Annotated in this window: 18 protein-coding genes, 3 tRNA genes and 1 pseudogene; 17 read left to right on the top strand and 5 right to left on the bottom strand. The window is 66.2% G+C overall.

The genetic code is table 11. The features are described from left to right. The 12 genes and pseudogenes from GLA29479_RS07170 to GLA29479_RS07115 all read left to right on the top strand — a co-directional run bounded on the left by GLA29479_RS07170 (position 1) and on the right by GLA29479_RS07115 (position 11,654). Positions 1-2,385, top strand: a complete 2,385-nt coding sequence (locus GLA29479_RS07170) for a DNA internalization-related competence protein ComEC/Rec2 (RefSeq protein WP_057971182.1) — start codon at positions 1-3, stop codon at positions 2,383-2,385. 27 nt (positions 2,386-2,412) lie between these two features. After that, positions 2,413-3,075, top strand: coding sequence for a MotA/TolQ/ExbB proton channel family protein (locus GLA29479_RS25545; RefSeq protein WP_148649684.1), 663 nt, complete (start codon positions 2,413-2,415; stop codon positions 3,073-3,075). Positions 3,076-3,086: 11 nt separating this feature from the next. Continuing rightward, a complete protein-coding gene (locus GLA29479_RS07160) occupies positions 3,087-3,536 on the top strand; it encodes an ExbD/TolR family protein (RefSeq protein WP_031371449.1) in 450 nt (149 codons plus the stop codon). Continuing rightward, on the top strand, positions 3,533-5,281 hold the full coding sequence (gene msbA / locus GLA29479_RS07155) for a lipid A export permease/ATP-binding protein MsbA (RefSeq protein WP_057971181.1): 1,749 nt from the start codon (positions 3,533-3,535) through the stop codon (positions 5,279-5,281). Before GLA29479_RS07160 ends, msbA begins: the two co-directional genes overlap by 4 nt. Next, positions 5,278-6,321 (top strand): tetraacyldisaccharide 4'-kinase, encoded by a 1,044-nt coding sequence (gene lpxK / locus GLA29479_RS07150; protein ID WP_057971180.1) that lies wholly within the window; start codon positions 5,278-5,280, stop codon positions 6,319-6,321. Before msbA ends, lpxK begins: the two co-directional genes overlap by 4 nt. A gap of 212 nt (positions 6,322-6,533) precedes the next feature. Next, positions 6,534-7,325, top strand: a complete 792-nt coding sequence (kdsB, locus tag GLA29479_RS07145) for a 3-deoxy-manno-octulosonate cytidylyltransferase (RefSeq protein ID WP_057971179.1) — start codon at positions 6,534-6,536, stop codon at positions 7,323-7,325. Between the two features lie 3 nt (positions 7,326-7,328). Continuing rightward, on the top strand, positions 7,329-7,805 hold the full coding sequence (locus GLA29479_RS07140; RefSeq protein WP_057971178.1) for a low molecular weight protein-tyrosine-phosphatase: 477 nt from the start codon (positions 7,329-7,331) through the stop codon (positions 7,803-7,805). Between the two features lie 398 nt (positions 7,806-8,203). Continuing rightward, positions 8,204-10,045, top strand: a pseudogene (gene uvrC / locus GLA29479_RS07135) (excinuclease ABC subunit UvrC); the annotation flags it as partial. A 101-nt stretch (positions 10,046-10,146) separates the two neighbouring features. Beyond that, positions 10,147-10,722, top strand: a complete 576-nt coding sequence (gene pgsA / locus GLA29479_RS07130) for a CDP-diacylglycerol--glycerol-3-phosphate 3-phosphatidyltransferase (protein WP_031371443.1) — start codon at positions 10,147-10,149, stop codon at positions 10,720-10,722. 126 nt (positions 10,723-10,848) lie between these two features. After that, positions 10,849-10,924: transfer RNA gene (locus GLA29479_RS07125), tRNA-Gly, on the top strand. Between the two features lie 133 nt (positions 10,925-11,057). After that, positions 11,058-11,131: transfer RNA gene (locus GLA29479_RS07120), tRNA-Cys, on the top strand. 436 nt (positions 11,132-11,567) lie between these two features. Next, positions 11,568-11,654, top strand: a tRNA-Leu gene (locus tag GLA29479_RS07115). 67 nt (positions 11,655-11,721) lie between these two features. Here GLA29479_RS07115 and GLA29479_RS25720 read toward each other — a convergent pair. Next, a complete protein-coding gene (locus GLA29479_RS25720) occupies positions 11,722-12,045 on the bottom strand; it encodes a tyrosine-type recombinase/integrase (protein WP_248842809.1) in 324 nt (107 codons plus the stop codon). A gap of 322 nt (positions 12,046-12,367) precedes the next feature. Beyond that, positions 12,368-13,297: a BstA C-terminal domain-containing protein gene (locus GLA29479_RS07105; protein WP_057973099.1), complete on the bottom strand. Its 930-nt coding sequence runs from the start codon at positions 13,295-13,297 to the stop codon at positions 12,368-12,370. A 253-nt stretch (positions 13,298-13,550) separates the two neighbouring features. Between GLA29479_RS07105 and GLA29479_RS07100 the strand changes: the two genes are divergently transcribed. Next, positions 13,551-13,898, top strand: coding sequence for a hypothetical protein (locus tag GLA29479_RS07100; RefSeq protein ID WP_057971176.1), 348 nt, complete (start codon positions 13,551-13,553; stop codon positions 13,896-13,898). A gap of 423 nt (positions 13,899-14,321) precedes the next feature. Here the strand turns inward: GLA29479_RS07100 and GLA29479_RS07095 are convergent, their stop codons facing one another. Then, on the bottom strand, positions 14,322-14,867 hold the full coding sequence (locus GLA29479_RS07095; protein ID WP_057971175.1) for a GNAT family N-acetyltransferase: 546 nt from the start codon (positions 14,865-14,867) through the stop codon (positions 14,322-14,324). Positions 14,868-14,872: 5 nt separating this feature from the next. Beyond that, a complete protein-coding gene (locus GLA29479_RS07090; RefSeq protein ID WP_057971174.1) occupies positions 14,873-15,439 on the bottom strand; it encodes a helix-turn-helix domain-containing protein in 567 nt (188 codons plus the stop codon). A gap of 481 nt (positions 15,440-15,920) precedes the next feature. On the opposite strand from GLA29479_RS07090, the gene GLA29479_RS24375 reads away from it, so the two are divergent. The 3 genes from GLA29479_RS24375 to GLA29479_RS07075 all read left to right on the top strand — a co-directional run bounded on the left by GLA29479_RS24375 (position 15,921) and on the right by GLA29479_RS07075 (position 18,287). Further along, positions 15,921-16,355, top strand: coding sequence for a hypothetical protein (locus GLA29479_RS24375; protein WP_144436391.1), 435 nt, complete (start codon positions 15,921-15,923; stop codon positions 16,353-16,355). 7 nt (positions 16,356-16,362) lie between these two features. Next, on the top strand, positions 16,363-16,740 hold the full coding sequence (locus tag GLA29479_RS07080; RefSeq protein WP_144436390.1) for a hypothetical protein: 378 nt from the start codon (positions 16,363-16,365) through the stop codon (positions 16,738-16,740). A 182-nt stretch (positions 16,741-16,922) separates the two neighbouring features. Beyond that, positions 16,923-18,287 carry a S8 family peptidase gene (locus GLA29479_RS07075; RefSeq protein ID WP_057917691.1) on the top strand — a complete coding sequence of 455 codons (1,365 nt, stop codon included), beginning with the start codon at positions 16,923-16,925 and terminating at the stop codon, positions 18,285-18,287. 68 nt (positions 18,288-18,355) lie between these two features. Here the strand turns inward: GLA29479_RS07075 and GLA29479_RS07070 are convergent, their stop codons facing one another. Next, positions 18,356-19,441, bottom strand: a complete 1,086-nt coding sequence (locus tag GLA29479_RS07070) for a M35 family metalloendopeptidase (protein WP_057971173.1) — start codon at positions 19,439-19,441, stop codon at positions 18,356-18,358. Between the two features lie 234 nt (positions 19,442-19,675). On the opposite strand from GLA29479_RS07070, the gene GLA29479_RS07065 reads away from it, so the two are divergent. Then, positions 19,676-20,323, top strand: coding sequence for a hypothetical protein (locus GLA29479_RS07065; RefSeq protein ID WP_057917693.1), 648 nt, complete (start codon positions 19,676-19,678; stop codon positions 20,321-20,323). Positions 20,324-20,497 lie beyond the last annotated feature (174 nt).

Raw genomic sequence — 20,497 nt, 5'->3', positions numbered from 1 at the left:
ATGCACGACGCGGCAAGGACGCCGCCCTTCGGAAAACTCGTCGCCTGCGCATTGCTGACCGGCATCGGTGCCGGATTGGCTTTGCCACAGGCCTGTCCGTGGGGAGTCTCGTTACCCGCTTTGATCGCCGTCGCCCTGACGTGGTGGCGTTTGCCGCGATGGCGATGGCTCGCCGCGGCGGTGTTGGGCTTCGCGCTCGCCAGCCTGCATGCAACGTACGCGCTGAGCCTGCAGTTGCCGGCGGACTGGGAAAAGCGCGAGGTCGCGGTCAGCGGGCGCATCGTCGATCTGCCGCAGCACGAACCGCGCCGCAGCCGCTTCCTGTTGCGCGTCGACGACGACGCGCAACAGCCCGCACCCTTGCGTGGTCGTTTATTGCGATTGGCCTGGTACGACGACGAGTTGGAACCGCGCCGCGTGCTGCGAGCCGGCCAGCGTTGGCGTTTCCAGGCGCGGGTGAGGGCGCCGCGCGGCCTGCGCAACCCGGGCGGTCCGGATGCCGAGAAATACGCCTTGATGCAGCGTTTGGCCGCGACCGGCTATCTGCGCGAGCCGGAGCGTGCGCGTCTGTTGGCCAGGGCAAGCGGGCTCGATGCCTGGCGCGAATCGATCTCCGATCGCATCGCCGCGACGGTGCATTCGCCGTCCTCGCGCTTCGTGAGTGCGCTCGCGCTCGGCGATACCCGCGGCCTGGACGAGCGCGACTGGAGCGTGCTGCGCGCCGACGGTCTGACTCATCTGATCGCGATCTCTGGGTTTCATGTCGGGCTGGTGGCTGGGTTCTTCGCCCTGTTCGTGCGCGGGCTGTGGCGGTTGTGGCCGGGGTTGGGGCGACGGGTGCCGGCCGTGGTGGCGGCTTCGGTCGCGGCGATGCTTGGCGGACTGTTGTACGCGGCTTCGGTTGGTTTCGCCCTGCCGACCGTGCGCACCTGGCTGATGATCGCCCTGGTCGCGGCGCTGCGCATGTCGCGCCGGCCTTTTCATGCTTTCGACGCTTTGGCGATGGCGGCGATCTTGATGGCCTTGGTCGATCCCTTGGCCCTGCTTGGCGCCGGGTTCTGGCTGAGCTTTCTCGGCGTCGCCTGGTTGCTGTGGTGCCTGCCGGATTCGATGGCGGCGACCGGCTGGCGCGATCGGCTGCGCGGTTTCCTCGGTGCGCAGGGCGTGGCGAGCCTGGGTTTGCTGCCGGTATGCGTGCTGTTGTTCGGTCAGGCGTCCCTGGCCGGGCCGTTCGCCAACCTGGTCGCGGTGCCCTGGTGGAGCCTGGTGGTGGTGCCCTTGGCCTTGCTCGGCACCGGGTTGGAGGCGATCCACGCCGGCGCCGGCGAGTTCGCCTGGCGCGCGGCAGCGGCCTGTTTCGACGCGAGTTGGCCCTGGTTCGAGTCGCTGGCCGACAGCGGCCTGGCCTTGTGGTGGCTGCCGGAACCGGCCTGGTTCGCCTTGCCGTTGGCGATGCTGGGCGCGTTCTGGCTGCTGCTGCCGCGCGGCGTGCCGGGCAAGGCGCTCGCTCTGCTGCTGTGGCTGCCTCTGCTGTGGCCGGACCGGCATCTGCCCGAGCCAGGCGAGGCCGAACTGGCCGTGGTCGACGTGGGGCAGGGCTTGTCGGTGTTGGTGCGAACGGCCAACCACAGCCTGTTGTTCGACGCCGGGCCCTCGGTGCGCGACGGCTTCGATGCCGGCGAGCGCGCGGTGGTGCCGGCCCTGCATGCGCTCGGCGTGCGCCGCCTCGACCGTGTCGTCGCCAGCCACGGCGACAACGACCACGCCGGCGGTGTGGCCAGCGTGCTGCGCGCGTTTCCGTCGCCGGTCGTGTTCGCGCCGCCCGAGGTCGATGGCGAGGCGCTCGAGGGCATCCGCACCCGTCCCTGCGAGGCCGGGCGCAGTTGGGAATGGGACGGCGTGCGCCTGCGTTTCCTGCATCCGCCCAGGCATTTTCCCTACCTGGGCAACGAATCGAGCTGCGTGCTGCGGGTCGAAAGCCGGCACGGCGCGGCGCTGCTGACCGGCGACATCGGCGAGGTGGTCGAGCGCGATCTGGTCCGCCGCGCCGGGCTGTCGGCGCAGGAGCGCCTGCGCGCCGAGGTGGTGCTGGTCGCCCACCACGGCAGCGGCGGCTCCTCCGATCCGGATTTCATCGCCGCGACCGGCGCGCGCCACGCCCTGGTCTCCAGCGGCCACGGCAACCGCTTCGGCCACCCGCGCGCGGACGTGCTGGAACGCTGGCGGCGAGCGGGGGCGGGCACCCGCGATACCGCCGCCGACGGCGCCCTACGGGTGGGCTTGCGCGCCGGCGGCATCGCCATGGAAACGCGACGCCAGACACACCCGCGTCTGTGGGATGCGACCCGGCGTGCGGGCGCTGGGCTATCCTATCGGCCAGATTGATGTCGGCCACAGGCCGGAGGTTCGCGAGTGCTGGAACTGGTCAAGGCCGGCGGTTGGCCGATGATTCCGTTGTTGATCCTGTCGGCGGTGGCGCTGGCGATCATCATCGAACGCCTCTGGACCCTGCGTCGCAGGGCGGTGTTGCCGCCGCAGCTCGGCCAGGAAGTGCGCGCCTGGGCCGCGACCGGCAAGCTCGATCCGGCCCACATCGAGTCGCTGCGCGCGACCGCGCCGCTGGGCGAGCTGCTGGCCGCCGCGCTCGACGTCCGCCATCGTCCGCGCGAAGAAATCCGCGAGCGCATCGAGGACGTCGGCCGCCACCTCGTGCACCGCATGGAGCGTTACCTGAACACGCTCGGCACCATTTCCGCCGCCGGCCCGCTGCTCGGCCTGTTCGGCACCGTGGTCGGCATGATTCAGATGTTCATGGTCATCAACGACCACGGCATCGGCGACGTCAACCAACTCGCCGGCGGCATCGGCAAGGCGCTGATCTGCACCGCTACCGGCATGATCGTGGCGATCCCTGCGTTGATGGCCCACCGCTGGTTCCGCGGCCGCATCGCCGAGTACATCGTCGCGATGGAGCACGAAGCGATCGCCCTGGTCGACGTGCTGACCCCGGGCACGGTCGAGTCGCGCCAGCATGAGGCGCGCGCGCCGGTGCGCCTGGCCGGCCAGGCCGGCTGAGGCGCCGACGCATGCGCATCCGCGACCATCGCTCCGACGATGAGCCCGAGATCAACCTGGTGCCGTTGATCGACGTGATCCTGGTCCTGATCATTTTCTTCGTCGTCACCGCCACCTTCGACGCGCGCTCGGTGCTGAAGCTTGAGCTGCCGCGCGCCACCGGCGAGCCCTCCGGCGACGCCAGCAAGGCCCTGATCGTGCTGGTGAATGCCGAAGGCCGCTATTTCGTCGGCGACCGCGAAGTGCTGCGCGACGATCTGGAATCGCTCAAGACCACGATCGCGGAGGTCGCCGGCAGCGACCGCGACCGCACCGTCATGCTGCGCGCCGATGCGCGCACGCCCTACCAGGCCGTGGTCACCGTCTACGACGCGCTCGGCCAGCTCGGTTTCCGCAGGATCATGAGCGCGACCGCGCCGCCGCAACCCGGTGCCCAGGCCGCGGCGGGGACGGTGCGGTGACAGCCACCGCATCGCCCTGGCAGACCTACCGCCGGTTGCTCGAATTCTCGCGGCCTTACCGCGGACTGCTCTGGATCGCCGCGCTCGGCATGTTGATCGAGGCCGCCGCCGGCGCCGGTTTCACCAAGATCATGGAACCGATCATCAACCAGACCTTCATCGCCAAGAACTCGGCGTTGGCGATCTGGCTGCCGGCGGCCATCGTCGCCTTGTTCGTGCTGCGCGGTCTCGCCGGCTACCTCACCGACTATTACATGGCCAAGTCCGGTCGCGGCGTCGCCCGCGATCTGCGCGTGAAGGTGCTCGGCAAGTACCTGCGTCTGCCCGGTTCGCGCTTCGACACCGAGCCGGTGCCGTCGATGCTGGTCCGGCTCGGCTCCGACAGCGACCAGGTCGCGCAGGCCGCGGTCGACGCGCTCAAGGTCATGGTCCAGCAGTCGCTGCAGGCGCTCGCGCTGCTCGGCGTGATGATCTGGACGAGTTGGCAGGTCACCATCGCCGTGGCGGTGATGGCGCCGCCGCTGGCCTGGGTCATGGACAAGGTCGGCCGCCGTTATCGCCGCATCAGCCACAAAATCCAGGAAAGCGGCGCGCAGTTGCTGCTGGCGGCCGACCAGGCGCTGTCGAACCAGCAGGAAGTGAAGGTCTACGGCGCGCAGCCGACCGAGCTGACCCGCTACGGCGCCATCGCCGACGACTACCTGCGCCTCAGCCTCAAGGTCGAATCCACCCGCAGCATCGCCTCGGCCATGGTCCAGCTGATGGGCTCGATCGGTCTGGCCTTGCTGCTGCTGGTCGCCAGCCACGAGGCCTTTGCCGGGCGTCTGAGCGCCGGCGGTTTCGTCGCCCTGATGATGTCGATGATGGCGATGATCCCGGCGCTGCGTCAGCTCACCAACGTGCAGAACATGCTGCAGCGCGGCCTGGCCTCGGCCGAGCGATTGTTCGACGTGCTCGACGCTGCCGACGAGCTCGACGAAGGCACGCGCGAACTCGCGCGCAGCCAGGGCCTGGTCGAGTTCCGCGAGGTCACCGCGCGTTATCCGGGCCAGGACCGTCCGGCATTGTCGGACATCAGTTTCGTTGCGCGTCCCGGCACCGTCACCGCCATCGTCGGCCGCTCCGGCAGCGGCAAGTCGACCCTGATCAAGCTGATCCCGCGCTTCTACGACCCCGAGGCCGGGCAGATCTTGCTAGACGGCCACCCCGTGCAGGACTACCGCCTGGCCGACCTGCGTCGCCAGATCGCCCTGGTCGGCCAGCAGGTGATGCTGTTCGACGGCACGGTCGCGGCCAACGTCGCCTACGGCGAGCTGCAGGACAGCGACGCCGAGGCCCTGCAGCGCGCGGTCGGCGGCGCCAACGCCAGCGAATTCATCGAGCGCCTGCCGGAAGGCGTGAACACGCCGATCGGCGCCAAGGGCGGCAAGCTCTCCGGCGGCCAGCGCCAACGCCTGGCGATCGCCCGCGCGATGCTCAAGGACGCACCGATCCTGATCCTCGACGAAGCCACCGCCGCGCTCGACACCGAATCCGAACGCCTGGTCCAGGACGCGCTCGAACGCCTGATGCCGGATCGCACCACCTTGGTCATCGCCCATCGTCTGTCGACGATCGAGCACGCCGACCAGGTGCTGGTGCTCGACCAGGGCCGCATCGTCGAGCGCGGCAGTCACAGCGAATTGCTCGCCCAGGGCGGTCTGTACGCGCATCTGCACCGCATGCAGTTCAGGGAAGCCGAATGAGCGGCGCCTCGGATCGGCAACCGCATGTGCCGGCGTACTGGTACGGCGACGTCCCGGTGCCCGCGCATGCGCGCCTGCTTTCCGCCCTGTACGGCGCAGTCACCGACCTGCGCCGCGCCCTGTATCGCAAAGGCCTCAAGCGCCGTCGCCACCCCGGCGTACCGGTGATCGTGGTCGGCAACATCACCGCCGGCGGCGCCGGCAAGACGCCGCTGACGATCGCGCTGGTGCAGCGCCTGAAACAGGAAGGCTGGACCCCGGGCGTGGCCAGCCGCGGCTATGGCCGCGACGACATCGCCACGCCGCTGTGGGTCGAACGCGACACCGATCCGCGCGCAGGCGGCGACGAGCCGGTGCTGATCGCGCGCCGCACCGGCGTCAAGCTGCGCGTCGACCGCGACCGCGCCGCCGCGGCGAAAGCGCTGGCCGACGCCGGCTGCGATATCGTCGTCTGCGACGACGGCCTGCAGCATTACCGGCTCGCCCGCGACATCGAGATCGAAGTCGTCGACGGCCGCCGTCGCTACGGCAACGGCCAATTGCTGCCGGCCGGGCCGTTGCGCGAGCCGCCCGAACGCGGCGCCGAATGCGACTTCCGCGTCGTCAACATGCCCAACCTCAGCGGCGACGGCGCCGCCGCGACCACCGGCTTCGGCGAATGGCCGATGCGCCTGATCGCCGACCAGGCGTTGCCGCTGCTGGGCGGCCGGCCGCTCAAGCTCGACGCCTTCGTGGGCCAGCGCGTACACGCGGTCGCCGGCATCGGCGACCCCGAGCGCTACTTCACCATGCTGCGCAGCCTCGGCATCGCCATCGTGCCGCACGCCTTCGCCGATCATCATCGCTACAGCGCCGCCGATTTCGAATTCGGCAGCCGCCTGCCGGTGCTGATGACCGAGAAGGACGCGGTCAAGATTCCGTTGACGGGCGAGGGCGCGTTCGCTTCGGACCTGCACTACAGCGTGCCCGTGCGCGCCGAATTGCCGGAAGCGTTCTGGGTGTCGCTGCTCGACAAACTGCCGGCGCGCGCCGCGCGCTGAAGTTGCGCGGCGGCGTCCATCGATCCATCCCGGGCGCCATCGCCCGCCCCCCGCTCGCCGGAGTTCCAAGGGTAGGAGCGGCGCAAGCCGCGACCCTTCCGTCTATCGCTCGTCTGCGCCCGACCTGACCTGAGCCGGCCTGACGTAAGCTTGTCCAGCGCCGCACGCGCGCATCGAATTTCTCGCGGCCAGCCGCGACCGTTGGAGCGAACATGAGCCAGGATTTCGTCGTCGCCATTCCCGCCCGCTACGCGGCCTCGCGTCTGCCGGGCAAACCGCTGCGCGAATTGGCCGGCGAGCCCTTGGTGCTGCACGTCGCCCGCCGCGCCCTGGCGGCCGGCGCGCGCGAGGTCTGGGTCGCGGCCGACGACGAACGCATCGCCCAGGCGTTGAAGGACAGCGGCGTGCAGGTGGCGATGACCTCGTCCGAACACGCCTCGGGCACCGACCGTCTCGCCGAGTGCGCCGACATCGCCGGCTGGCGCGACGACACCGTGATCGTCAACCTGCAGGGCGACGAACCCTTCGCGCCGGCCTCGGGCATCGTCGCCACCGCAGCCGCCTTGCGCGACAGCGGCGCCGAGATGTCGACCCTGGCCGCGCCGATCAGCGAAGTCGAGGTCTTGTTCGATCCGAACGCGGTCAAGCTGGTGCGTGCCGGCAACGGCGATGCGCTGTACTTCAGCCGCGCGCCGATTCCGTGGCCGCGCGACGCTTTCGCCAACGACCGCCAGCGCATGCCCGGCGGCGGCGAATGGCTGCGCCATATCGGCATTTACGGTTATCGCGCCGGGTTCCTGCGCAAGTTCGCCAAGCTGCGGCCGGGCCGGCTGGAACAGATCGAATCGCTGGAGCAATTGCGCGCGCTCGAAGCCGGCTACCGCATCGCGGTGGGCATCACCCCCGAGCCGTTCCCGCCCGGCGTCGATACCCCCGAAGACCTCGTCCGCGCCGAAGCGCATCTGGCCGATCACCGGGCGGGCGCGGCGGGCGAGGGCGCCTGAGCCATGCGCTTGCTGATCGTCTGCCTCGGCAACATCTGCCGCTCGCCGGTCGCCGAGGGCGTGCTGCGCGCCCGCATCGCCGCGTCCTCGGTGGCCGGGCAGGTCGAGCTCGATTCGGCCGGCACCGGCGACTGGCACGTCGGCCAGCCGCCGGACCGGCGTTCCATCGCCAACGCCGCCCAGCACGGCGTCGACATCTCCGGCTTGCGCGCGCGCCAACTCGCTGCGTCGGACTACACCGAGTTCGACTGGTTGCTGTGCGCCGACCGCGCCAACCTGCGCGATGTGCGTGCCCGCGCGCCGCGCGGCGCCAGGGCCCGCAGCGCGCTGCTGTTGGACTGGTGCGGCCTGGAAACCGAAGGCGAAGTGCCCGATCCCTACACCGGCGGGCCGGCCCAGTTCGAGCATGTGTTCCAGTTGCTCGACCGCGCCGCCGACGGCGCGATCGCGCGCCTGCGCGAAGAACTGCATCTGGGTTGATCGCACGATGCGTCGGCAGGCCTCGGCACTGCGCCGGCGCCGGTCGATGCGGATTGGAGCGGGGCGGCGGCGCCGAACCTCGCGCCGGACACCTGCCGGGCCCGGCCATCGCCATGGCGCACAGGGATTTGCCGATCGCGGTACGGCCGCCTTGCCGTCCGGGCCGTTCCCCGATGCATTCAGTGCCAAGGCCCGGTTCGGGCCCTTGCGCTCACGCATAATCAACCCAATCCAGAACCCGGCCCTTCGCCCCGCTTCCCCGATCTGCCGATGCCCGCCACCGCGCCCGCCCGTTCGAACGCTTACATCCGCGCCAGCGCCGGCGCTCGGGTGATGCCCGCCTGTGTCGCGCCCGACCGCGTCGCCAGCGTTCGCGCGTATCCGCAAGCGAGGGCCTCGTGACGACCGCTTCCCAGCCCGCAGCGTTCGACGGCAAGGCCTTCGTCAAGCATCTGAGCACCGCGCCGGGCGTCTATCGCATGATCGGCGCCGACGACAACGTGCTCTACGTCGGCAAGGCCGGGGCGCTGCGCAACCGCGTATCGAGTTATTTCAACGCCACGCCGAAGTCCACGCGCATCATGTCGATGCTGTCGCAGACGGTGCGCATGGAGGTCACGGTCACCCGCACCGAGGCCGAGGCGCTGATCCTCGAGAACCAGCTGATCAAGTCGCTGAAGCCGCGCTACAACGTGCTGCTGCGCGACGACAAGAGTTACCCCTACGTATTGATGACCCAGGAAGCCTGGCCGCGCATCGCCATGCACCGCGGTCCGCGCGCGATCCCGGGACGCTACTTCGGCCCCTATGCCAGCGTCGGCGCGGTGCGCGACACGCTCAACCTGATGCACAAGCTGTTCCGCCTGCGCAGTTGCGAGGACAGCGTGTTCCGCAATCGTTCGCGGCCGTGCCTGCAGCACCAGATCGGCCGTTGCAGCGCGCCCTGCGTCGGCCTGGTGCCGGCGCGCGACTATGCCGAAAGCGTGCGCCGCGCCGGGCTGCTGCTCGACGGACGCAGCGACGAGCTCACCGACGAGCTCGGCCGGAGCATGGAAGAGGCGAGCATGCGCCTGGATTTCGAGGACGCCGCACGTCTGCGCGACCTCATCACCGGCATCCGCACGCTGCAGGCGCGCCAATATGTAGACGGCCGCGCCGCCGACCTCGACGTGCTCGCGGTGGCGATGCAGGGCGTGTCGGCCTGCGTGCTGTTGCTGGCGTTTCGCGACGGCCGCAACCTCGGCACGCGCGCGTTCTTTCCCAAGACCAACGGCAGCGACAACCCCGAGGAAGTGCTGGCCGCATTCGTCTCGCAGTACTACGCCGAGCAACCGCCGCCGCGCGAGATCGTGCTCGATCGGGACCTGCCCGATCGCGAGTTGCTCGAGCACGCGTTGTCGAGTTCGGGCGAGCGCCGGGTGCAGATCAAATGCAACGTGCGCGGCGAACGCGCCGGTTATCTCGACATGGCGCGGCGCAACGCCGAGCTCGCGCTCGGCACCGAACTGACCAGCCACGCCGCCCAGCTCGCACGCGCCGAGGCGCTGCGCGACCTGCTCGGCATGCCGTCGCTGCCGGCCCGGATCGAGTGCTTCGACATCAGCCACACCATGGGCGAGGCCACCGTGGCCTCGTGCGTGGTGTTCGATGCCGAGGGGCCGGTGCGCGGCCAATACCGCCGCTACAACATCGCCGGCATCGTCGAGGGCGACGACTACGCCGCCATGAATCAGGCGATTTCGCGCCGGTTCCGGCGTGCGGTCGAGGAAAACGGGGTGGTGCCGGACATTCTGCTGATCGACGGCGGCGCCGGGCAGGTGGCCCAGGCCCGGGCTGCCCTGGAGGAGCTCGGGGTCGAGGGGCTGATCCTGGTGGGCGTGGCCAAGGGCCCGGCCCGCCGCCCCGGCGACGAGGAATTGCTGCTCCCGGACGGCCGGACCGTCCGCCCGGGCGCCGAATCGCCGGCCCTGCAGCTGGTCCAACAGGTTCGCGACGAGGCGCACCGTTTCGCCATCACCGGCCATCGGGGGCGTCGCCAGAAGGCCCGCAACAGCAGTAGGCTGGAAGACATTCCCGGTATCGGGCCGCGTCGGCGCGCTAACCTGTTGCGGCATTTCGGCGGTCTGGGCGGCCTGAAGGCCGCCGGGATCGAGGAAATTTCCCGGGTCGAGGGGGTCAACGAAGCCCTGGCCGAGCGCATCTACGCCGCCTTGCACGGGTTGGACGCGCCCGCCGAGGCCGCGGTTACGGGCACTATCCAAAAGGGCGCCGCTGCGGCGGCGACGGGCGGCAAGAAGCAGGGGGCCGCGGTTGCGGCACCCGATCGCAAGCGGAGTGAAGGATGAAGTTGACCATACCCACCATGCTGACTCTGGCCCGGATCGTGCTGATCCCGGTGCTGGTGGTGGTGTTTTTCCTGGACTATCCGTGGACCAACTTCGCCGCCGCGTTCATTTTCGCCTTCGCCTCGATCACCGACTGGCTCGACGGCTGGATCGCGCGCCGTTACGACCAGTACTCGGCATTCGGCGCCTTCCTCGACCCGGTGGCCGACAAGCTGATGGTCGCGGTGGCGCTGCTGCTGATCGTGCAGAAGCATCCGACGGTGTGGATGACCTTGTGGGCGGCGGTCATCGTCGGCCGCGAAATCGCCGTTTCCGCGCTGCGCGAATGGATGGCCGAGCTCGGTCAGCGCGCCGCGGTGAAAGTCGCCTCGATCGGCAAGATCAAGACCATCGTGCAGATGGTCGCGCTGGTTTGCCTGCTTTATCAGGAGCGCGTGTGGGGTTTGCCGATCTTCGGCATCGGTGAATGGTTGCTTGCTGCGGCGGCCTTGCTAACTTTGTGGTCGGGACTAGCGTATTTACGCGCGGCATGGCCTATAATGCGCGAGGACGCCAACAAGCCCACGAACTGATCGCATCGGTTCGGCGCGAACGAAGCCTTGGCAGGCAACGAACGCATCGGGGACTGAATCGCTTCCAGGCATCGAAAAAAAGTAGTTGACACTTTTCTTTCGATCCCTAAAATATCGCTTCCTTCAGCGGGAATAGCTCAGTTGGTAGAGCACGACCTTGCCAAGGTCGGGGTCGCGAGTTCGAGTCTCGTTTCCCGCTCCAAATTAGAGGACCTCCGGTAACGGAGTCATCCTCAGAAACAAAACCCCGCCCGCGGGGTTTTGTTTTTTCAGGCGAAGGCTTGCAGCGATTGCAAGCCGACGCAGCCGCAGGCAGTATGCTGTGGCAAGTCACCGGCCGGGTGGCAGAGTGGTTATGCAGCGGACTGCAAATCCGCGTACGCCGGTTCAATTCCGACCTCGGCCTCCAATTCGAAAAACGATCAGGGCAACCTGGTCGTTTTTTTTTGCGCCATCGTCTTGCGCGAATCGACCGAAGCGGGGCTGGTGCGCAGCGGCAGCGGTATCGGCGATCCGGTTCGAGCGAGCACTTGCGCGGGCCAGCGCGCCGCGTTTGCCCGTAGGTGCGCCCGGACCGGCGCGCATCGACGATCGCGAATAGTCGCAGTGGGCCGCTTCGCCGCGACGGCTTCGCGGAGTCGAGAGGCGGAGCGCCGGACCGGGTCGGGCAGGGAAGTCGTCGCGACACGATCGGCAAGCGCATCGCCGACAGTCCTCAGGGCAAAGGCGAGTGCGGCGCATCGCCGTTGTCCGGAGCAGGCGAAACCGCTCCCGGATGGTTCAGGCAGCGCTCGCGGTGTCGTGTCGCGCACGGCTGTCGTAAGCTATCGCGGTCACCGCATCCTGCCCGGATGGCGAAATCGGTAGACGCAGCAGACTTAAAATCTGCCGGGGGCAACTCCGTGCCGGTTCGATTCCGGCTCCGGGCACCAGCTGCACCAAGGGTTTCGGCAATTTCGGCCGAGTTAGAGCAAAAACCTCGGTGCAGTATTTGTGCAGTCATCTCAACTTCGCCATCGCGTCGGCCAGATGCTTGGGCGCCAGATGGACGTAGCGCTTCGTCACGGCCATTGAGCTATGCCCCAGGATCTCGGCCACCGTGTGTAGCGGAACGCCCGCCTGCACGAGCCACGACGCACAGGTGTGGCGCAGGTCGTGCCATCGGCAGTCGATCCCCAGTTTCTCCCGGGCCTGATTCCAGTCCTGAGTTACCTGAGAGTCGGACGCGCCCAGTGGCAACCTCCGGACGATTGGGGCAACCGCGGGATGGATTGGGACCATCTGCAGCGTCCTGGTCTTGCTCGTCCGGTCCAGCAGGTTCACGTCCTTTTGGGTCAGCCGGAGCAGGTGACTGCGGCGGATGCCCGTATAGGCTGCCAGGAGCTCGTACCCGCGCGTCGCCGGCACTTCGCCAGGCCCGGACCTGCTCGATAGTCAAGAACGTCTCACGCGGCTGCTCCGGCAGGAGCTTGATCGCCGCAGGCCTGTTCAGCCAACCCCACTCCCTCCAAGCAGCTCGTGTGGTCTGGCGCAGGGGCTATCGATCTAGCACCTCATGGGCGGGCAGCTTGTTCGTACCTAGGCAGATATCTGATTGTCAATCATGGCAATCAAAAAATATGCATCACCTAGGGAGCATTCCTGCTTAAGCTCCTGAGGAGTCGGGTAAAGCTTTTTGTTTGTACATCGCGGAAATTGCTAGTGCTTCTTTCGCCCCACCAGGAAGGATTTTTGCCTTTGTGAGGATGTACTTCGGGAACTTAGTGAGTAGGTAGGTTTGTTTGAACCATTGGCGGAATTCTGGGAGCGCTGAGTCTGGATACGCGTTTGGCTTCTGAGGATTGCTGAGCGCCTGCGGATAGTAGCTCGGGTAATTGTGCTCGTATTGAACGCGGGCACCATACTTTGTTTCGAGGCCGTTATCGCACCAGTACTTGCCCCAGGCAATTCCGACGCTAATGTCCGGTATCGTCTTGTGGTTCACCGTTAGGTCGGCTGTGATCAGATCGACGACCAGACCGGTAATTTCTTGGAAGATGGTGAAGTGCCCCAGGGGAGCGCTGTCTTTGAGCAGCGAGACGCGATCATGATGGAACTTCCACTTGTCTGCTGGCGTATAGCCTAGCGCCTCATAAATAAACCTTCGCAGACCAAACGCTGCGAGCTTCCGGTAATTGTCGAGTGCAGTCGATCCATCCACCTTTGACTCGAAGGCGTAGTACTCCAGGAATGCCATGCAAACGATGTCGGGGTAGTTGAAGTGCACAGTCCCGTTTTGGATTGTTTCAAGATAAAGTCTTGTTTCGTAGTACCCCTGGGAAAAAAGATATTGCTTGAAGAATGAAATGCGATCCTTGCCAATCACAGGGTTCGCATAATGATCCTCCCATTCCTTAGTTATGGTTTGGATGACGTTTCGTGCGACGCCGACCATGCTTGCTAGGCCACGCTGGGTTAGATAAGGGATGCCGTTTTCCAGCACGCCCATCTCTATGCCATTGACGTCCCTTTGGACCTCAACGCTTAGGTCTAGGGGTAGTTGCTTCGGGGCGGCCTGTTGCAGCTGTCCGGTCATGTTTAACATCCTGTTTTATATGGATTTTCAGGCGGCCTGTTGAGGCCTCTGAGACAGCTTTGTGATAGCCACTAGCTTCGGAGTCTATACGCTAAAAGATGCGCGTTTCGGCCATCTCAGCTTCCTCCACTGGGGAGTGCGGGCTCTATGCTGTCGGTCCAACTTTGATCAGGTCGCCATGAGCCCTAAAGAGCCATCGCCAATTCCGCGGTTCCCCACTGCCGGCGGCGCGTACGCGTTCAAGATCGATCCCATGCACGATTACCGCTTCGGCGACGAGGTCGAACCTGAGGCTGAAGGGCGGTTTTTCGGTTCGCGCATCTTCAGCGAAATGACCCTCTCCGAGGCGGACGCACGCGCTCTTCGTGCGTTGCTGGCGTCGGACAAGGCTTACGATCCGCAGGGGACGACTTTCCGCTGCTTCAGCCCAGGGCTTGGTTTGCGTTTCGGGGACGCTGAGAGCGCAGTCCGGGTAGTGGCATGCCTGGAGTGCTATCACTTCGTGTTGATCGGCAATGGCCGAGTTTCTTGGCAAATTCCCGCTCGCAACACAGTGCGGCAGTTGCTTGAGCTTTATCAGCGTTTGCCACCTGAAGCTTAGCCGAGATCGTATTCGTCCCAAGCCAGGTCACTCCGTTGGATGCAATTGTGGATTGTCCAAATTCGCAACTTGGGCGGGTTTAAGAGTGCGGCGGCAGCGATCTTAGGTGCTCCATATTCAACTCGAATGATTGTTGAGTTGGGGGCGCTGGGGCCTATAGTTGATTCTAAAATCAATTAGATAAGTAAAATCGATAGGTTGTGTATTGAATACGGCGCCAGCGCCAGCGCCGGCTCCGGCACCATCGCGCGATTCTGGGAAAACGTTTGGATCTGCGTTATCGGTCCAGTTCTCCCAACGCGGCACGCAGTGTGCCGAAAGCCGCTTTTGTGGCGGGTTTTTCGCGAACCGCATTGAATGCCAGGCTTGCGCGGATCGCGCGATGCGGATGCGCCGATAACGAAGCGGCCGCGCAGGCTCGGTTCAAACCTTCTTCCAGAAAATGATCGTGCCGGTCAGGCCGCCATGCGGTTTCAGGGCGTAATCGGGGATCTCGCCGGCGCGTGTGTAGCCCAGTTTTTCGTAGAAGGCCGATGCGCCTTCGTCGCTCGCGGTGTCGAGCACGAGTAAGGCGCGTCGATGCTCGCGTGCCAGCGTTTCTGCAGTGCGGACCAATGATGAAGCCACGCCGCGGCCGCGATGGTCGCGCCGTGTCATCAGTTTGGCGATCTCGCCGCGATGCGGTTGATTGGGCGGGCAATCGAGCAACAAGGTCACGGTGCCCACCAACCTGTCTTGGTCGAAGGCGCCGAGCACGATGCGCGCGCCGAGCTCGGCCGCGGCCAGCGAGGCGTGCCAGAACGCCTGGGCCTGTTCCGGCGACAGGGGATGCATGAAGCCGACCGAGCCGCCGTCGGCGACGACATCGATCAACAGTTCGCCCAGCATCGAGCGGATTTCGGGCGAGGGGGAGAGCGGCCTGATCTCGAAGGCGGGCTTATCGATGCAGTGCGTATCGATCGAAAGCATGCGGCTCAGCTCCTGGCCAGGACGACGAGGTAGACGCAAGGCCTCGGCGTGTCGTTGGCGAGCGTGACGTCCGACGGCGCGCCGAAGCCGAGGCAATCGCCCGCTTGCAGTCGGTGGCTTTCGCCGCCTTCGACGATGCTGAGCTCGCCCTTGATCACCCGGATCGCCTGACGGATGCGCGCGTAGGACGAGGCGGGCAGGCAGACACGCCGCCCCGCCGGCATCTCGACCTCGACGATCTCGACCGGATGGTCGGGGCGGACGAACACCTGTTTGCGCCGATAGCCGGTTTCCGGGTCGCGCCAAACCGGCTGCGCCTGCGCTCGCGACAGCCGGCCGGCATCGCCTTCGGCGCGCAGCAGCAGCCCGGCCAGGGTCAGGTCGAAGGCGCCGGCCAGGCGGACCAGAAGGGCCGCGGTCGGGCTGGTCTCGCCGCGCTCGATCTTGCTGATCGCGGCCTTCGATACCTCCGAGCGGGCCGCCAGTTCGGCCAGGGACCAGCCGCGGGTTTCGCGCTCCAGGCGTATCCGGCGGGCCAGTTGCAGGCTGGAGTCATCCAGTAAAGTGGTCATTCGTATCTTTTACTGGACGGTCCTGGACGGCGTCAATCGGCCTTCCCGGAGAGAGGGCCTGGCGGGCCCGGGGTGCGTGAAAGTTGTCGAGGAGGCCGTGCAGCAAGGCGCTCAGCCTGTCCGGGGGGCGACTCGCCCTGGTCGCAACGATGGAATTAGGCCTGCTGCGGCCGTCGTCGGCCGGCCCAGGCTCAGGATCGATTCACGTGAGGCTAACGCTTTGGGGCGCAGGCTGGCCCGTCACCACGACGCAATGTCGTATTCAGCCATTCAGGCGCAGAAGATTCCTTCCTTCCGCATCAGCTTCGCACTCCCGCGTCCGGCGAGTGCACGGTCTTGGTCGTTTATCGCGTCGCTGGAGACCGTAATGAACGATCGGCGTGACTAGCGTTTGCGGGTTCCGCATCCGGTGTCGGTGCGGCTTCGGCCGCAGCGCCGGTGCGGCACGACCCGATCGCCGGCGCGCCGAATCGAAGAGTCAATGATCCATCTGGAAAAGCGAGGCGGCGAGGAAGATCTTCGCCGTCGTTTAGGTGCGAGCCAAGGAGTCGACGGTGCGGGACTTGAGGTCCGGCACCGCCGCAGCTGCTCGCGATGGAATCAGGCGGGTGGAGCGAAATCCGTTCGCCGCGTGTTGGAGAGGCCGATGCAAGAGAACGTCGAATGGTTCTATTTCACGCTGGGAAACGGCCAGAGCATCGGGCCGCTGCAACTGCGGCGAATCTGGATGGAGGCCTGCAGCTCCACCAATGTGAGCGTTCACCGCACGCATCGTCTGTTGTTGGGAAAACAGACCGCGATCTATTCCTTGCGCGCTTCGCCCAGGCTCGGCGATCTGCGCATCGTCGAGTCGCGTCTTCGCCGGCTGCTGGACGATTCCAGGCTCAGCAGTGTCTTAACTTTCGTGTCGCATTGAGGTTTTCATGCAGCTTATGTTCGATATCGCCGTTGGCAAATGCGAAGCCATCGACCAATCGTCGGTGACGGTTCGCCTCGACAGCGCCATCGTCAGTCGTCTCATCCCCGGTCGTGCCTGGAGCCGCTCCGGCACCAGCATCCTCAAAATCAGCCTGCGCCTGTGCAGCGAGCGCAGGCCGCCCAAGGTCGGCAGCGAGACCTTCCTGCAGCGCGAGGCCTTGTTGCGCAATCCGCTCGCCAGCCTCGATCTGCTGGGCGACGGCGAGTTCACGCCGGTCAGGCTGCGCGCGCTCGGCACCGATACCGATCCGCAGTTGCCCGAGGCGGCGCCCGTCCGCGGCAAGGCCGACCGCGCTCCCTCGCGCCCGCGCAAGGATTCCTGACCGGGCCCAGCCATCGCGTGGCTCCGTAGGCGCCTCAGGACGCTGGTCTCAAGCGCGGCTGCGCTCGGATTCAGTCAATTCAGCGTTTGCTGCGACGCAGCATGTATGTGACCGATTTCGCACATACATTCGTCGAGCGATCGGTCGGATCGCACCAGCCAATACCTGAAGGGTGTCAGCCAATGAAGTCATCGTTTCGTATCGCCTTGCTGTGTGGTGCGGTGCTTTCCGCGCTCGGTGTTTCCTCCGCAGCGGTCGCCGGCGGCAGGCCGGACCTGGTCCTGGCCGGGCTCAAGGCCGGCCGCGCGCACCAGCCGGGAGAGCTCCTGGTGAAATACCGCGACGGCACCAATGCCGTACAGCAGGCTTCGGCCCGCCAGGCGTTCGGGCTGCAGAAGCTCGAGACCTTGCGCGGCGGCAATTCCTCCCGCGGTGAGCTGGCCCTGATGCGGGTGCCGGCCGGACGCGACTTGGCGGCGACCCTGTACGAACTGGGCAAGAACCCGAGCGTCGAATACGCGGAACCGAACTGGCAGTACGAACATCAGGCCAGCTCGAACGACACCTATTACACCAATGGCTCGCTGTGGGGCATGTACGGCTCCGGATCGAGCCCGGCGAACCAGTACGGCTCGCAGGCCGCGGTCGCCTGGGCCGGCGGCCACACCGATTGCAGCAACGTCGTCGTCGGCATCATCGACGAAGGCTATATGTATTCGCATCCCGACCTCGCCGCCAACGCCTGGACCAATCCCTACGATCCGGTCGACGGCGTCGATAACGACGGCAACGGCTATATCGACGACGTGCGCGGCTGGGACTTCGAAGGCAACGACAATCAGGTCTTCGACGGCGCCGGCGACGATCACGGCACCCACGTGGCCGGCACCATCGCCGGTGCGGGCGGCAACGGCCAGGGCGTGGCCGGCGTGTGCTGGAGCGGCGTCAAGCTGATCAGCGGCAAGTTCCTCGGCCGTCGCAGCGGCACCACCGCCAATGCGATCAAGGCGATCGATTACTTCAACGACCTCAAGTCGCGCCACGGCCTGAACATCGTCGCCACCAACAACTCCTGGGGCGGTGGACCGTTCTCGCAGGCCTTGCAGGACGCGATCGGCCGCGCCAATACCGCCGGCATCCTGTTCGTGGTCGCCGCCGGCAACGCGGGCGTCAACTGCGAAACCTCCGACTGCTATCCGGCCGAGTATCCGAATCCGAACGTGCTGTCGGTGACGGCGCTGCGTTCGGACGGTTCGCAGATCTACAGCTACGGCTCGACCACGATCGACATCGGTGCGCCGGGCTACGGCATCTGGTCGACCGTGCCGGTTTCGTCGAAGGGCAATGTCGTGCCGAGCTATGCGAGCTACAACGGCACCTCGATGGCGACGCCGCACGTGACCGGTGCGGTCGCCTTGTATGCGTCCTCGCATCCGGGCGCGACGGCGGCCGACATCAAGAGCGCGATCATGAGTTCGGCCATCGCCACGCCGTCGCTGAACGGCAAGACGGTAAGCGGCGGGCGGCTCAACGCCAGCGGTTTCTGAGTCGGGTTGCCGATCGAGTACGAAGAAGGCCCCGGGAAACCGGGGCCTTTTCGTTGCTGCGCTAGCCGTCAGTTCTGCGCCGGAGTGTTCTCGGCGAAGTACTCGTGGCTGTCGGCGTTGTCGAGCGCGTTGGTCGGGTTGCTGATGGCGAGGTTCTTCGCCCCGGCCTGGCCGTAGACATGATCGTCGGTGCCGGCGACGGCATCGAAGTGGCTCATCTCATGGATCAAGGTGCCGGCCTTGGAGTCGGTGCCGGTCAGCGATGCCGTCCAGAACGCGCGGCAAACGTAGATCTCGTAAGGCTGGTTCGGATAGACGTAGGCGTAGTACTTCTGGTTGCAGCCGCAGTTGACCGTGATGGCGCCGTTGCTCTGGTCCATGGCGGCGTCGATGGCGACGAAGTGCTGGCTGGCGGTGCCGTAGCGTTGCGAAGTGTAGGCGCCGAACCAGGTGGTGTAGCGGGGGCCCACGGTGCCGGCGCCGAGATAGCTCTTGGCGTTCTCCGAATAACCGCGCGCGGCGGTGATGGCGCTGCCGATGGTGTCGATCTGGGTCGCATCGCAGCTCTTGTAGGACACGCCATCGACGACGCTGCCGCCGCCGGGCTTACCCTTGGCGCTGACCTCGCCCTTGCCGTTGACCCACAGGCTCAAGGGAGCACTCTTGGCCACCAGCGGCAGGCCGTTGTCCTGGCGCAGCAGCTTGCCGTCCGAGAGCGAGGCGAATTGCAGCGGCGAATCCAGGGCGACCACGTACTGGCCGCTTTGCGAGAAGTCGTAGGCCTTGGACAGATCGACGACGCTGCGCAGGGTTTCGCCGGCGCGCAGGATGGTGAAGTCGGCCGCATCGGGCAGGCCGCGCTTGATCATCGGGCCGTTATAGGCCACCGCTGCGCCATCGCGGCTGATGTCGAACAACTTGGACTCGGCGAGATTCGAAGGCAGTTGCCATGTCGGCACGCGAGCGGTGTGACGGCTGGTATTGGTGACGGTGACTTCGACCTGGCCGCCGAAGTGTCCGTTCTGATCGGCGAGCGCCATCAAACCGATGCGCAAAGGATTGTTCTTTTCGTGCGGCGGGGCCGCGGTGACGGAGGCGATCGCGCCGGCGAGAACGACGCTGCCCGCGACCGCGGACATGAGACTGATTTTCATTCAAAAATCCCCGAGAAATGAACGACAAAGTCCGCGAGGGCGGACACGTCAACGTAACCAGAATGTCGCCCTGAATGCATTGTGCGATGCATCACGCTTTAATCGGTCGAGGTTAAGGCGTGCGGCGGATACTGCGCTGGAAGGCCGACAAAAACGTATGCTCGGCGCCTTCATCCGGACTTCACGCACGATCACGACGAGGTGTTTGCCATGCGGTACATGAAGCGAGCGGGTATGGCCCTATTGCTGGGTTTGAGCCTGGCGGGGGCCGCGCAAGCACAGACGGTCGGTTACAACATCCGCACCGGCGACGTCTGGGTCGATACGCGGCTTGGTGAGATCAACGATTACGGTCGCCGATATCGCGAGCCCTTCATCAACGAGATCAGCGGTTACTACGGCGCACCGCGTTCGCTGATCGACGAATTGCTCGATCGCCGCGGCTGGGCGCCCGGCGACGTCTACTACGCATGCGCCATCGCGCGTTCGCTCGGCGTGCCGTGTCTGAACGTCGTACGCGAATACGATCGCAACCCCGGCCAGGGTTGGGGCGCGGTCGCACAACGCATGGGCATCAAGCCCGGTTCGCCGGCCTTCCATGCGCTCAAGCGCGGCGCGGTCGGCACTTACGATCGCTGGGGCTATCCGATCACCGTCAATCAGTCGGTGCACGTGGATTGGGCCCAGCACGGCCCGGGCAAGGGCAAAGGCAAGAGCAACGGACATCCCGGCGGCAAGAAGAGCGGGGCTGGCTCCTCGCATTACGACCACCCGAGTTCGAAAGGAAACGGTCGCGGCCACGGCAACTCCGATAAAGGCGGCGGCCATGGCAAGGGGCAGGGCGGCGGCAAAGGGCAAGGCAAAGGCAAGGGCAAGGACTGAGTCGGGTCTCGTAATGATCGGGCCCGAGGCGTGAGTGTCGGGCTTGATCACCGCAACCGGCAGGGCTCATGCCGGTTGCGGCGCGGATTGAAAGCGCGCCTCTACCGTTGGCGAGGCGCTCGGCACGGCCAACGCCCCGGCCGAGAAGCGTCGTTCGCGCGACGCGATGGCGAT

Source organism: Lysobacter antibioticus, from assembly GCF_001442535.1.
In the GTDB taxonomy this organism is placed as follows: domain Bacteria; phylum Pseudomonadota; class Gammaproteobacteria; order Xanthomonadales; family Xanthomonadaceae; genus Lysobacter; species Lysobacter antibioticus.
The sequence above is the reverse complement of the archived record's forward strand: the minus strand, read 5'-3'. Positions and strand labels throughout refer to the sequence as shown.